Annotated in this window: 9 protein-coding genes; 3 read left to right on the top strand and 6 right to left on the bottom strand. The window is 35.5% G+C overall.

The genetic code is table 11. The annotated features are described in order from the left end of the window. Positions 1-21 precede the first annotated feature (21 nt). The 3 genes from gatB/aspS to BUC16_RS09675 are packed head-to-tail and all read right to left on the bottom strand — an operon-like array spanning position 22 to position 5,019. Positions 22-3,351 (bottom strand): bifunctional amidotransferase subunit GatB/aspartate--tRNA ligase AspS, encoded by a 3,330-nt coding sequence (gene gatB/aspS / locus BUC16_RS09685; protein ID WP_073370143.1) that lies wholly within the window; start codon positions 3,349-3,351, stop codon positions 22-24. Further along, on the bottom strand, positions 3,351-4,748 hold the full coding sequence (locus BUC16_RS09680; RefSeq protein ID WP_073370142.1) for an amidase: 1,398 nt from the start codon (positions 4,746-4,748) through the stop codon (positions 3,351-3,353). The genes gatB/aspS and BUC16_RS09680 overlap by 1 nt, the downstream gene beginning before the upstream one ends. Position 4,749: 1 nt before the next feature. Next, the gene (locus BUC16_RS09675) at positions 4,750-5,019 is read right to left on the bottom strand and encodes an Asp-tRNA(Asn)/Glu-tRNA(Gln) amidotransferase subunit GatC (RefSeq protein ID WP_073370140.1); all 270 of its coding nucleotides are present in this window, start codon (positions 5,017-5,019) and stop codon (positions 4,750-4,752) included. A gap of 282 nt (positions 5,020-5,301) precedes the next feature. Here BUC16_RS09675 and BUC16_RS17895 point away from each other — a divergent pair, with 282 nt between their 5' ends. Beyond that, positions 5,302-7,536: a T9SS type B sorting domain-containing protein gene (locus BUC16_RS17895; protein WP_073370139.1), complete on the top strand. Its 2,235-nt coding sequence runs from the start codon at positions 5,302-5,304 to the stop codon at positions 7,534-7,536. A gap of 46 nt (positions 7,537-7,582) precedes the next feature. Here the strand turns inward: BUC16_RS17895 and BUC16_RS09665 are convergent, their stop codons facing one another. From BUC16_RS09665 to BUC16_RS09655, 3 genes are all read right to left on the bottom strand, one after another. Beyond that, entirely contained in the window at positions 7,583-8,032 is a 450-nt protein-coding gene (locus BUC16_RS09665; protein WP_073370137.1) for a hypothetical protein, read from the bottom strand. 121 nt (positions 8,033-8,153) lie between these two features. Beyond that, positions 8,154-9,917 (bottom strand): porin family protein, encoded by a 1,764-nt coding sequence (locus tag BUC16_RS09660; protein ID WP_073370136.1) that lies wholly within the window; start codon positions 9,915-9,917, stop codon positions 8,154-8,156. Positions 9,918-9,973: 56 nt separating this feature from the next. After that, entirely contained in the window at positions 9,974-12,988 is a 3,015-nt protein-coding gene (locus BUC16_RS09655) for a tetratricopeptide repeat protein (RefSeq protein ID WP_073370134.1), read from the bottom strand. 194 nt (positions 12,989-13,182) lie between these two features. Between BUC16_RS09655 and BUC16_RS09650 the strand changes: the two genes are divergently transcribed. Then, positions 13,183-13,866 carry a cell division ATP-binding protein FtsE gene (locus BUC16_RS09650; protein WP_073370133.1) on the top strand — a complete coding sequence of 228 codons (684 nt, stop codon included), beginning with the start codon at positions 13,183-13,185 and terminating at the stop codon, positions 13,864-13,866. Between the two features lie 15 nt (positions 13,867-13,881). Further along, the gene (locus BUC16_RS09645; protein ID WP_141226119.1) at positions 13,882-14,982 is read left to right on the top strand and encodes a glycosyltransferase; all 1,101 of its coding nucleotides are present in this window, start codon (positions 13,882-13,884) and stop codon (positions 14,980-14,982) included.

The raw sequence follows: 14,982 nt of genomic DNA, 5'->3' as shown, positions 1-14,982 counted from the left end.
TAGATAATAAAATCTAATCTATTATCTCATGATTCGAACATTCATTTCTTCCACCTTTTTATCAGACAAAAGAGATGGTGCGCCAAATAATAAATCTTCGCTGGATCCCGTTTTCGGGAAAGCCATCACTTCTCTAATGGATGCTTTTTTCTCCAAAATCATCATCAAACGGTCAATTCCCCAAGCAATTCCACCGTGTGGCGGTGCGCCGTATTGAAAAGCCTTGTACATCGTTCCAACACTTTTAATCATTTCTTCTTTATTGTAACCCATATTTCTATAAGTCGCTTCCAGAATTTCTGATTTATGTGCACGAACTGATCCTCCACCAATTTCGTAACCGTTCAAAATAATATCGTATTGTTGAGCAATGATAGTTCCAATTTCATTGTCATCGCCTTTCATATGCTTTTCTAAATCGTAAATCGCAGGCATTGAGAACGGATTGTGCGTAAAAGTCCATCTTCCCTCATCTGTTCTTTCAAACATTGGAAAATCAACAACCCACGCCGGACATAATTCCTTCGGATTAATCAAGTGCAACATTCTGCCCAATTCTTGACGGACAGCATCCAAAGCTTTGTTGGCCGTTGCATAATCCGCCGCTGAGAAGAACACTATATCTCCCACTTGTGCGTCAGTTGCTTTTATGATTCCTGCCGCAATATTTTCACCTAAGAACTTGATAATCGGCGACTGTAGTTCATCTTCATTTACAATAATATAAGCCAATCCACCTAAGCCGTGCTGTTGAGCAATAGCGGTAAGGTTTTCGATCTGGCCTTTAGACATACGCTTGTTTCCTTGCTCTTTAGCCGAAACTTTGATACATTTTACAATTCCGCCATCTTCAATAGGTTTGCTGAATACTTGGAAAGTCGTGTCTTTTACAATATTGGTAATATCCTGCATTTTCAATCCATAACGCAAATCTGGTCGGTCACAACCATAAAAATCCATCGCATCTTTATAGGTAATCACTTCAAACGGACGCAAAATCCACTTGTTGCCGTATATTTTTTTAACTACTTCATTAAACATTTTTGTGTTTAAATCTATAATCTGCTGCATACTTGCGTAGGCTATTTCCATATCCAATTGCGTAAATTCCGGCTGACGATCTCCACGAGAATCCTCATCTCTAAAACAACGCGCAATTTGGAAATACTTTTCATAACCGCTCACCATCAACATTTGTTTGAACTGTTGAGGAGCTTGTGGCAAAGTATAAAACATACCAGAACCCTTACGTGTCGGAACAATAAATTCACGTGCTCCTTCATCAGTTCCTGCACTTAAAATCGGAGTTTCAATTTCTAAAAACTCTTCTTCATCTAAAATGTCACGCAATAGTTTAATTACTTTATGACGATTCACGATTGCCCTTCTTACCTCATCATTTCTATGATCCAAGAACTTGTATTGAAAACGGATTGCTTCGTTTGTTTTAGCCGCTCTCTTAATTTCAAAAGGCAATGTTTTAGACAAGTTTAAAATTTCTAAAACTGAAGTTTCCAATTCAATTTTACCTGTACGCAAACCTGCATTATAATCATCTTCATTACGTCCTACTACAATACCTTTTACCGAAATTACAGACTCTGGTTTTAATTTCACTAACTCATCGATATTAGAAAATGATTCTCTGCTGATTCGTACTTGAAAAATTTCATAACTTGAATCACGCAAATCAATAAACATTAATTCCCCGTGATCACGCACACTTGCAACCCAGCCCGACAACATCACTTCTTCTTTGATATTCTCCTCTGATAATTGTGAAATTTTATGCGTTCTATAAGTATCTTTTATAATAATAGGAATTTCAGGAAGCGATTCTTCTTGAGCCTCTTTATTCTCTACAACTGTTTCTTTGGAAACTTTTTCAGCCGCTTCTTTATTTTCTAAAACAGCAGCAGCACCTAATTTATCTAAAATAATTTGACGAATTACTTTTCCATTAGCACCTTTTCCGATAACACCTAAAACCTTTCCAACTAAAATACCTGCTTTCCCTTGGTCACCCGCTTTAATATCATTGGCTACAGCCTCATTTTCCAAAAGTACTTTAGCAATAACTTCTTGGATTTTATCCTCAGAAATTGTGTTCTCTTCAAAATACTTGTTATAGTCAAAAGTTCTATCTTTTAAATAACCAACAATCGCATTTTGAACTAAAACTGCCGTGATTTTTTCGGCTTTAAATAATTGAAAAATTTCCGTCAAATGAGCAATGCTATGGATATCAGCGTAGTCTTCAGCTTTTATATTATTTGCCAAAGTCTTGGCAACAAACGAAGGGTCTTTAATTTCGTTATTTATTTCTACAAATGTTTGCGAACGCAATTTATCTGCGGTGAAAAATTTAGCATCTTGTGGCAAAACGCCACCGTTAATTAAAATAGATTCAACAGCATAAGGCAAAGCACTTGTGTCTACTTTAATGGCTTCAATTTCAGCTTTAATATTTACAAAAGGCAAATCCGGCTCAGAAATAAAACGATAATCCGCTTCAAATTCTTTTTTACGCATCACTTTGGTCTGCTTTAAATCAGCATCCCATAACACAGTCGTTTGGTCAGGTCTAAATTCTTTGTGCTCTATAAAATAATTGAACTGTTTTTCAACTTCTTCTTTCAAAGCTTCAACCATAAACTTAAACGAGTTCAAGTTTTTGATTTCCGTTCTTGGGTTTAAATCATAACTGTGTTTTTTACGCAAAGACACAGAAACATCCGATTTAAATTCTCCTTTTTCAAGATTCGCTTCAGAGATTCCTAAGTTTTGAACAATACGCTGAATATATTGTGCGTAGGTCGAAGCATCTTCAATATTTCTGATACAAGGTTCCGTAACAATTTCAATCAACGGAACACCTGCTTTGTTAAAATCGACTAACGAAATCTTCTTTTCGTGCATCAATTTCGCAGCATCCTCTTCAATATGAACCTGAGTTAAATTTACAGTAAATTGCGAACCGTCATTTCGGTAACAAGAAACGTGTCCGTCAGGAATTATCGGGTTGTGATATTGCGTTATCTGAATATTTTTTGGATTATCCGGATATTCGTAATGCTTTCTATCCCAAGATATCACTTCATTACTGAATGATGAATCCACCGCTTTTCCAAAATAAATCGCTTTTGTAATTGCTTCTTTATTCAAGGCAGGCAAAACGCCCATTTGTCCAGTACAAACCGAACATATATTTTCGTTAGGTGTTTCTATTTCTTGATTTGGACAAGAACAAAACAACTTGGTTTTGGTATTCAATCGAACGTGAGTTTCCAGTCCAATTACCAATTCTAAATCGTGGGCTTTTATCGCCGCAGTTAATTGTTCCAATTCCATTATATCAATTCTTTTAAGAAGTTAGCAAACTTCAATACTAATTCATCATTATTTTTCGCTGCAGTAATTTGCAGTCCAGTACTTGTTCCTTGTGGTACTGTTAAAGTAGGCAATTGTCCTAAACTAAATCCAACCGTATAAGCATCCGACAAATACATAGCCAAAGGATCTTTTAAACTGTCTCCAATTTTAGGCGGAGTGCTTGGAGTAACCGGAGATAAAATAATATCCACCTCTTCAAAATCTTTACTGAAGTTTTCAGAAATCTGATCTCTCAAAGCCAATCCCTTTAAATATATTTCATCTGAAAAACCTTGTGACAGCACTTGGTTTCCTCCTACAATCCTGCGTTTTGTTTCTTCTGAAAAGTTTTCAGAACGCGTCACTGCATAAGTTTCAATTAAATTTTCAGCTTCAATACGATTTCCATAATTTGTTCCGTCGAGACGAGATAAATTAGAAGCCGTTTCTGCCATTGCTAATGTATAATATGTCGAAACCAAAATATCGGATTTGAAAAAATCTAATTCTTTTACTTCAATTCCTTTGGCTTTTAATTTTTCAATGCTTGCTAAAAAATCAGCTTTTATTTGGGCATCGATCGCATCGCTTTCAATAAAGTTTTTAAAATACCCTACTTTTTTTATAGTTGAAGTTGCAATTACCTCTTCACTAATTTCTGTTGATGCGATTGAAGTTTGATCTTTTGGATCTTTCCCACTCATTACATTCAGTACAATTCGGATATCTTCAACCGATTTAGCCAATGGACCAACACAATCCGTAGAGGACGCATAAGCCATAAGACCATATCTGGAAATTCTTCCGTAAGTTGGTTTCAAACCGTAAATATGGTTGTACCCAGCAGGCTGACGAACTGAACCTCCCGTATCTCCACCAATAGAAAAAACAGTATATTCTTTTGCAACGTTAACCGCAGATCCACCACTTGAACCTCCAGCAACTAATTCTGGGTTGACAGCATTTTTTACAGCTCCAAAAATGGTATTTTCACTCGATGAACCGTGACCAAAACTATCGCAGTTTTCTTTTACTAATGGAATAGCTCCTGCATCCAATAATTTTTGAATTGCAGTAGCAGTGTAAGGTGATTTATAATTTTTCAACAAATCAGAACTTGCCGTAGTGTAAGTTCCTTGCAACATATATACATCTTTGATTCCAAAAGGAATTCCTTCCAACAAACCTATGGTTTCACCCTTTGCAATTTTAGCATCCACCTTGGCAGCTAATTCCAAAGCCAAAGTATCTAACAAAGAATTTACGGATTTGTATGTATTTTGTTTCAGTAAGTCTAATTTTTCTTGTACCAAAGCAGTACAAGTTATTTGTTTTGACACCAATTGTTGGTGTATTTTTTTTATTTGAGATTCCATTTTATCCTTCTATAACTTTAGCAACAACTAAAAAACCATTTTTCTTGTTCGGGAAGTTTTCCACAATTATTTGTTTCTCAATAGCCGAACTCTCTATCACAACATCTTCCCTTAAATTACTCACTAACACACAATTACGATTGACAGTATTTGCGGCATTATCATTTGATGAGTTTGCATTTTTAATTACATCAAATAATTTGTTCACGGACTCCGAGGGCTGTGCTCCTTTAATACTCGACAAGATGTCTACTGTCATTGTTTTGCTCATAATTTCATTTCGTTTTAAAGTCAAACTTCTAAGCTCGCGAAATTACAAAAAGTTTTTTTAGGGATTTCCATTTTTTAATGTTTTAGATGGTTTTCCACCAAAGAAGACACTAATTTAACATTATGTTTAATTTTGTTATAATATGTGACAATGTTGTGAAATAGAGTTCAAGTTAGTTAATGGCATCAAATTCAGAAATAGTATTTTTATTACACTTTAAAAAATTTATATATTTACCGTTAATTTAATACTATACCCAAGTTTAGTTTTAAACCAACCTAAATGAAAAATATCCTCAAGACATTTATTTGTCTATTTTTTAATATCATTTTATTTAATTCAAATAGTTATGCCACTACAAGCTTGGATGTCGTTTCTGTGTTGGCACCAAATCCTCCCACGGTAACTTCACCTGTCAAAATATGTCAGTATTCTCAAACTGTTCCCCTTGATGCCACACCATTGCCTGGCCATACTTTACTTTGGTATGGCACAAATTCCACAGGAGGAACAGGAAGTTCAATTGCTCCAACGCCTGATACTAGAACTGATGGCACATTTACTTATTATGTAAGTCAAACCGATGGTACAACAGAGAGCACAAGAACTCCAATTGTTGTAAATATAATTACGTATACGGGAGTTGGAATATATATCCCTAATGTCCAATGCAACTATTCTAAAATTACCACGGGACCTAATGCTGTGCCCCCAACACCATTGTCTTCCATAGTTTTTGATTGGTCCTTCAATAATACTCTTCCCAATTCTATTATTTACTCTTATTCTTACCTAATTAGGGATACCAAGCAAGAAATAGTTGCTTCTATAGGTGGAACTACTACTGACAAACAGCTAGAAATTTTTGGATTCTCACCGAAATACAGTATTACACTATTCTTAGGATTGGCTTCTTATCCATGTATTACTCAAAGAACAGGTAACAGTTGTAGCCCTTGTGATTTTTCACGTCAAAAACCTGACTTTTCTACAGTCGATCCTATTTGTCATGGTTCAACTGAAGTTCCAGCTTTACTGAATACTTCTCCCAATGGGATTACGGGAACTTGGACTCCAGCCAGAATTAACACATCCGGCACAGGAACTTTTGAGTATAAATTTGATCCTGACCCCATGACTTTTCCTTGCGCTGATTCCCAAATATTGAAAATAGAAATTGTGCCTAAAGAAATCCCAATTTTTAATTCCATTCCAACATCGGTATGCCAAGGAGCAACTGCGCCACTGTTGCCTTTAAGATCAGAAAATAAAATATCAATTTCAGGAACTTGGAGTCCAAACAGGATTGACACTTCAACTGCAGGCACGACATTTTATACTTTTACACCCGATAATACTGATCAATGTGCATTAACAACACCTAAAACAACTATCGCAATTACCGTCAATCCTATTCTCACCGATGCTGGTTTTACACCTATTGCGCCAATATGTATTGGAAGTACTGCACCTATTTTGAACAGAATATCTCCATTAGGGCTAAAAGGAACTTGGTCTCCAGCACAAATCAATACCAATTCAACAGGAACATTAACTTATACCTTTACACCAGATGCCAATCAATGTGCCATTCCGCAAACTTTAGCTGTAACTGTAATTGCCAAAAAAGTACCTAATTTTGCTCAAATCCCTCCTTTTTGTCCTGGCGATCCTGTGCCAATATTGGCATCTACTTCTCCCAACAATGTTTCGGGAACATGGTTTCCTGCCGTAGTCAATAATTCTGTAAGTGCTACTTATGTTTTTACTCCTAGTGCCAATGAGTGTGCCACGAAACAAGCCATGGATATAAAGGTAAATGAGCCTATCCATCCTGATTTCAGTAATTTTTCTATTTGTTCAGGAAATTCAGCACCTAATTTAGACACTTCATCACCAAATGGCATTACAGGCATTTGGAATCCTGGCACGGTTGATAATTTAAATGGTGCTCTGTACACTTTTACCCCTGATCCAGGTCAGTGTGCCATTCCACAAACTATAGACGTTACCATTTTATCATCAAAAAAATTAGTCGATTTTAATTGGGAAGTAACTGAGGCTTTTTCTAAAAATCAAAAAATAACCATTGCTCCAATTGCTCCAGGAAATGATTATTTATATCAATTGAATGATGGTCCTTTTCAGAAAAGTCCTGTTTTTGAAAATGTAACTTCTGGATATCATTCTGTTACTGTTCAAGATGTAACAGGATGTGGAAATTCCATCACAAAAAACAATATTTTGATAATAGACTTTCCTAGATTTTTCACGCCCAATAGTGATGGCTATAATGATACTTGGAATGTTTTTGAGTTGAAAGATCAACTATCTTCCAAGATTTATATTTATGACAGATATGGTAAAATTTTGAAAAACATCAGTCCAAAAGGAGCTGGCTGGGACGGAACCTACAAAGGTCTACTAATGCCCGCAACTGATTATTGGTTTACGGTAGAATATGAGGAACAAGGAATTACCAAAAAATTCAAATCGCATTTTTCTTTGAAGAGATAAAAAACTACAACGGTTTTTTTTTGAGATGTAGTTTTTTGACTTGTTTTTACTCAATACTTTCTATCAAATACTTCGTTCCATTAATTTCAAATTGAAAACCCACTTCATTCCCCATCAATTTATTTCCCAATGGCGATTGTGGAGAAAGTGCTATAACATTAATCCCTTCGACAGCAATTTTAGGAAGTGCGGCACTTAAATAAAGGTAAATACCATTGGCTTTGACCAAACTGCCCACAATAATGGTTTTGGCAATTGTTGTTGAATCAATTTTCTCTAAAATTGCCTTTTGAGCTAGTACTTCCTTCAGTTTGTGATTGAGTTTTTCCTGCTCGATGTGCATCATTGACAGCGCCGTTTCGTGTTTATCGCCGGCAGAACCTTTGGCATCGTTTTTCGAATCTTCGGTCAAAGCCGCAATCATGTCCCTGAAAACATCAATTCTGTCCTGGACTAATTGTAAATAATGTTGGTGTATTTTTTGTTTGAAAGTCATAAAATTTGCCACAAAGGCGCTAAGTCACGAAGAAAAAGAAATTAACATTTGTTTAAATCACAAAAGAACAAAAAAACTTTGCGGCTTTGCGGCTTTGCGGCAAAAAACCTTGTGTCTTAAATTAAAAATCAAATTTATAATTTGCTCCCAAAACCACCTGAAATCCCTGAACTGGGTAATTCAGCCATTTTTCATAAGCCTGATTGGTAATATTATTGAGCCTCAAAAAAGCAGTCAATCGGTCACTGTATTTGAATCCAACGTGTGCATTTAAATCAAAATAACTATCCAAAGTAATTGGACTTGGAGCAGTAACATACACAATATTGGTGTTTAATTTTTGATCTTTTCGTTCTCCCACGTAAAACACATTCACTCCAGCGTACCATTTTTCCGTGATATTGAAATCAGCCTTTGCGTTTAATTTTATGGAAGGCAAATTCCAGGCTTCACTTTGGATATCGTTGGTATAACTGCTGAAAGTTCCGTCAATGCCAAAAGTCACTTCATCAGAAAGATCCGCTTTTAATTCGCCGTAAAAACTCACCGTTTTCATGTCGTCATAAACCACTTGAAGTGAATTCCCGAAAGCATAGTTTTCATTGGTTGCATCCTCGGTATAGTCGTTACTTTTGAACAAGGCTCTATTTCTTTCGTTTACATAAGATCCGCGAATATTATACCCTATGTTGTTGGTCAATTTCCCTTTCAATCCAGCAAAAACATCATATTGTTTATCCGTTGGAGCAACATTTAATGTTGGCGACAAATAGGGGTTTTGGCCCACAAAATCTGCATAAGTATTTTGTTCCAAATTTCCTTCGGCACCTGCGTAGAAAATCATCAAATCACCCACCACTTTATAGGAAGCATTTATTTGTGGATAAATTAAAAACTTACTGTCGTTTTTTTCCAAATCCGAACTATAGAATATCCCAACCCCAAGATTAAATGTCCAATCTTCTTTCTGCATTGCAATACTTGGTGCAATTCCAAAATTGGCAAAGCCGTATTTTATCGAACTGGTATTCAAATAGTCTTTTTCGAAACTTCCGCCCAAATAATCTACTATCACATTTGTTTTTATCGCCAAATTATCGATGTCAAATTGCAAAGAAGGTTTCACGTAAAACCTGTTTTCAGACGAACCCAAATTATCCGAAAAATGATTAAATTTTAAGTTCGCTTCTTGAAAAGCTCCTTCACCCAAATCGATCTTGCCTCCCAAATACAGATTATTGTAGGCGTGTTGAGGATTGATTCCGTCTACCAAAACATCCCTATCTACGGGAGTTAATGAGCTTCCAAAATCCGTGGGTAATCCGTACCAATTATAGATTTGATTTTGGTAACCCAAATCAAAATTCCAAGACAAATCTTTTCCACGAACACCATAAGTCAAATCGATGGAAGTGTCATAAAATGAATCTTGCAATTCCACGCTTTTGATTCCGCCTTGAGACGAAAGATGGCGAAACATTCCGCCCACATAATCATCGGCACCCAAATCTTGAATCACGAATAATTCGGCGTTCAAAACACCATAATTCCCTCCCCCAACAGTGGCATAATTATTAAATAATTTGGCTTGTTTTTCTTTTTCGACACCTTCAGCTTTCCCTTTGGATGGCGTAAAAGTAGAAGCTACCGGAAAGGAAAAAATATTATATTTTATAGTTTCTTTTTTCGTATTTCCTTCGTCTTCAACAGCGGGAGTTTCGCTTACTTTGAAAGCATCAGAAATGGTTGGCGTGTATGGTTTTACCACATTTACCTCTTCTGTCCCAATGTTCTCCTCTTTTTTGGGATCCTTTTTTTGTGCAAACGAAAATTGAAAAATTAACAATAAAGTAAAAGCTATTATAGATTTGAAATTGATTTTCATATTTTGATATTTTAATGTGAAGCACTTCGACAAGCTCAGTGTGACAACGTTTTAATTTAATTGGTTATCGATGAATTTGTTTTGGCTTCTTCGCTTTTGATGGTATCCAATTCTTTTTGGGCTTCTGCAACAACATCAGGGAAATCGGTGAAGTTTTTCACTACGCTGTCCAAAATATAAGTCGCTTGAAAACTGTCTTTCAATCCGTAAAAATTCTTCGCCATCAGGATTAATCCTTTGGCTCCAAAATATTTATAGCCCGAATAAGTTTTGGCCAATTTTTGAACTACTACATTGGAAGCTTCAAATTTTCCGTCTTTGTTTTTGAAATAAGCCTCATAATACAAAGCTTCGGCTGCCAATTCTCCTTTGGCAATGGTTTGTAATTTGGCATAAGCCGAACGAGCTTTGACTTCATCTCCCGTTTGAATTGCCGCACGGGCAATGATAATTTGGGCATCGCTTTTTACATTATCATCTGTTTTTGGATTTGCCAAAACCTTTTCGGCATAAACAACAGAATTAGAATAATCTTTATTGTCATAATACGATTTCATCAAATTGGACTGTGCAAAAGTCTTGTTCTGCTGAAAATCAGCTTCATTTTCCAAACGCAACAATACTGGAATCGCTTTAACTTTATCTTCATTTTTCAAGAAAATCTGGGCTAGTCTCGCCAAAGATTGTTCCGTAAATTCATTTCGAGGTACTGCAACAACATTCTCATAATTTGGAATCGACTTGGTTTCCTGTCCATCAGAAAAATAAGATTGAGCCAAATAAAAATTAGCCTTCAAAGAGTGAATTCCGTTTGGAAACTTGGCAACATAACCACTAAATCCCGAAATGGCTTGTTTGGTGTTGTTTTGCAAATATTGTTTTTCGGCAGCTTCATAAGTATCATTATCCAATTCTGCATCGGTAACGGCCACAAAGCCCAAAGTACGAACCCAAGCGGCATATTCATCCACTTTTCCGTTGTCCACATATATCAATCGTGCTGTCGAAACTGCTTCAAGTGCCTCAGGAGTTTTAGGAAAATCAGCAGCCACTTTCTTGAATTTAGTCAAGGCTTGTTCGTCTTTGTCTGCATTATAATACACTAATCCCTGACGTAAAATCGCTTTTGAAGTGTAGGAACCTTTTACAAATTCGGTATTCAAACGATCATACGTTTTTATGGCAAGATCTTGTTTATTCTCTGCAACATAGGTATTTCCTAATTCAAAAAAGGCATCATCCCTGTAGTCCGATTTTGGATATAATTTCAGAAAAGCATTGAGTTCTCCAATTTTCTTGTCGTTTTTAGAAATGAATCCGTAGCAAATTGCCTTTTGGAAATAAGCATAATCGGCATCAACGCTTTTCAATTCGATTACTTTATTATACGCTTCCAAAGCAGAAGTATATTTTGAAGTCACAAATCTGCAATCTGCCAAACGCAAATAAGAATCGTGCAAGCGCACTTTGTCGTCTTTTGCATTGCTAATCTGGTTTTGGAAATAATTTCCCGCCTGATCGTACTCCTTCAACTTGAAATAGGCATAGGCCAAATTATAATTGGAGTTTTTATATTCTTGAGTTGATGCGGCTTGGGCAAAACCCATAAATTGTTTGTAACTCAACACGGCATTTTTGAAATCACCCAAAACATATTCGGTTTCCCCTTTCCAAAAAGTGGCACGAGCAGCAAATTTCGCGTCTTTTTGTCCATCCAGCGATTTCTCGAACATAGTTGCTGCTTCCTGATAGTTGGAGTCAGTGTATAATTCCAATCCTCTATAAAAAGTAACCTTTTGGTACGCCAATTTATTTTCTGGGGATTTATTTCCCTCCAACAAAATCAAGGCTTCTTTGTAGTTTTTGGATGAAATATAGGAATCAATCAACAATCTTTCAATCTCCGATTTATTGGCATTATTTGGATATTTTTTTATAAACGCAGCTAAAACATCGGGAGTACTCTTATAAGAATTTCCAATTTCGTAACTCAGTTTAGCATAATTCAAACTCGCATCTTCTTGAATTGCAGCATCAAATTCCATTTCGGAAGCATTCTTGAAAGCGTTCAATGCTTGTTGTTTTTTATCCAAGTTCAAATAGCTTTCTCCCAAATGATAATAAGCGTTTTGAGCCACGAAATCTTTGCCCGCAATGATTTTATTGAATTGTGAAATGGCTTTTTCATAATCCTTTTGCATATAATAAGCATATCCCAATTGGTAGAAATCGGTGTTATTCCATTTCCCTTTTTTGCCTTTATACATCACCAAATACGGAATGGATTTGTCGTATTTTTTCAAGTTGAAATAGCTTTCGCCAATGATTTTGTTCAATTCCGATTTTTCAATTTCATTCGATTTAGCCATTGCTTTTTCTCCCAAATCAATCGCCTTTTGGAAATTTCCAAGTTTAAAATTCATGTCTGCCTGATAATAAGACAATTTTTCCTTGTATTTTTCTTCGCCGGAAACTTCGTCAAAATATTTGTTGGCTTGTTTGTAATCGTCGCCTTCATAAGCCATAAAACCTAAATAATATTTGGCTTGCGAACCGTACTCGGCAGAATTTACCACTTTATTGAAATAGGTCGTGGCCTCTTTTTTGTTTTTGGCAGTAAAAAAACTGTAGCCTTTTTGAAAATTGTATTGGTCTCGGTCATTGGAACTCAAGTTATTCTCGTCCACTTTTCCAAACCATTCCAAGGCTTTCGGATAATTTCCTTGAGCAAAATAATAGTGTGCCACTCCAACATAAGCTTGATTTTGTTTTCTGCTCGTGGGATAATCAGCAACGAATCGCTCCATCAACACATCGGCATTGGGCTGATTAGTGCGAATGGCACAATTGGCAACATAATAAGAGCAGTCGGACTTGAGTTCTTCATTGGTTGTAGCCGACTTCACTTTCTCGAAAATTAGCTGTGCCGAAGCATATTGATTGTCGTTAAACAACAAAAGTGCTTTGTCAAAATCTTTCGAATCGTGGGTGTAAATTGCTGATTTTTGGGCTGAAACGGACAGGGATTGAATAAAAATAAACAAAAAGAAAAGCCAAGAAATTTTTCGCATTGTGGTTTTGATTTAATAATTCAAATATATCATGTTCTAAAGGGTATAACGGAAGACAAACGGTTTTTATTATGAACAAAAGTTTTAACAAATAGTAAACCGTGAATAATGAAGCCTAGTTTACACAAAAATATTTTTTTGTTTGCTCGTGTGCTAATTGATAATTACATTTACCAAATAAAACAAAACTGATCATGTCAAAAACCGTATTATCTTTAAAAAATGTAACCATTTCTCAAGGTGGAAAAGTCATATTATCCAATGTAAATCTTGACGTAAATCACGGAGAATTTATATATATCATCGGAAAAACGGGAACTGGAAAAAGTAGTTTTATGAAGGCACTTTATGCCGAATTGCCCTTGACTGAAGGAGAAGGAAAAATTGTGGATTTTGATTTGGCAACCCTAAAAGAAGACGATATTCCGTTTTTGAGAAGAAAGATAGGTTTTGTTTTCCAGGATTTAAAATTGCTTCCTGATCGCTCGGTAAAAGACAATTTATTGTTTGTCCTGAAAGCAACTGGATGGACGGAAAAGGAGGAAATACAACATAAAATAGACGAAGTTTTGGATAAAGTTGGAATGAAGTCTTATGTAGACCAAATGCCGCACCAACTTTCTGGAGGAGAACAACAACGTATTGCCATTGCACGCGCTTTGCTCAACGACCCTGAATTCATCCTGGCAGACGAACCAACCGGAAATCTTGATCCCCAAACCAGCATTGAAGTACTTGATGTTTTGAAAAAAATCAATGAAACTGGAAAAACAGTCATTATGGCTACCCACGATTATGCCATGTTGATGAAATTTCCATCCAAAACATTGAAATGCGAGGATGCCAAAATTTTTGAGGTGGTTCAAAAAACGGTGTAATTCAATAATTTTTCATTGAAACAGAAAACAATAGTCATTTCAGGCATTAATATGGTCGAGGGTGGTATTTTTACCATTTTGGACAATTGCTTGCAAAAAATCTCGGATTATTCAGAAAACAAAGAAATAAAAGTAATTGCATTAGTCAACGATAAATCAAAATTTAATTATCCAAACATAGAATACATCGAGTTTCCGAGATCCAAAAAATCTTGGCTTTTACGATTCTATTATGAATATTTTTATTTTAAAAAAATTTCAAAAAAAATAAAACCCGATATTTGGTTTTCGCTACACGATGTCAGTCCAACCGTAGTTGCAAAAAAGCGATTTGTATACTTCCACCATCCTACCATTTTTTATAAAGCGACATTCAAAGATTGGAAATTCGATTATAAAATAGGTGTGTTTTCGGTATTGTATAAATATCTTTCCCAAATTAACATCAAGAAAAACAATGCCATTTTTGTACAGCAACATTGGATTAAAAAGGAGTTTGAAACCCTTTTCAATATTAAAAATTTGGTTGTCAGCAAACCAGAATACGTTGAAAAAACAACCAACGAAAAGACAGAATTAGAAGAAGATAAAATTCATTTTTTATATCCTAGTTTTCCGAGAACTTTTAAAAACTTCGAAATAATATTTGATGCCGCACAATTATTGAACAAATCTATCAGAGACAAGGTGAAATTCCATTTTACCACCATCAAAGATAATCCAAACAAATTTGCAAGACATTTATACAACAAATACAATAGTTTAGAAGAAGTTAAATTTTGGGGCAACATCGATAGGGATGAATTATTGAAACTTTATAATTCCATTAATTGTTTAATTTTTCCGTCCAAATTAGAAACTTGGGGCTTACCGTTAACAGAAGCAAAAGCATTTCACAAGCCGATATTGGCTGCAAACTTGCCTTATGCCAAAGAAACGATTGGAGACTATGACAAAGTCTCTTTTTTCGATGTTGATGAACCTAGGGAGTTAGCTGCATTAATTACTAATTTTGTAAACAAAACAATTGTTTATCAAGGAAACAAAACTCAAATTGAAACATCAAATCAATTGAACAACTGGTTTGAATTATTTGATTTCATTTTAAAAGACTAA

This window comes from Flavobacterium fluvii (assembly GCF_900129545.1).
Lineage (GTDB): Bacteria > Bacteroidota > Bacteroidia > Flavobacteriales > Flavobacteriaceae > Flavobacterium > Flavobacterium fluvii.
The sequence above is the reverse complement of the archived record's forward strand: the minus strand, read 5'-3'. Positions and strand labels throughout refer to the sequence as shown.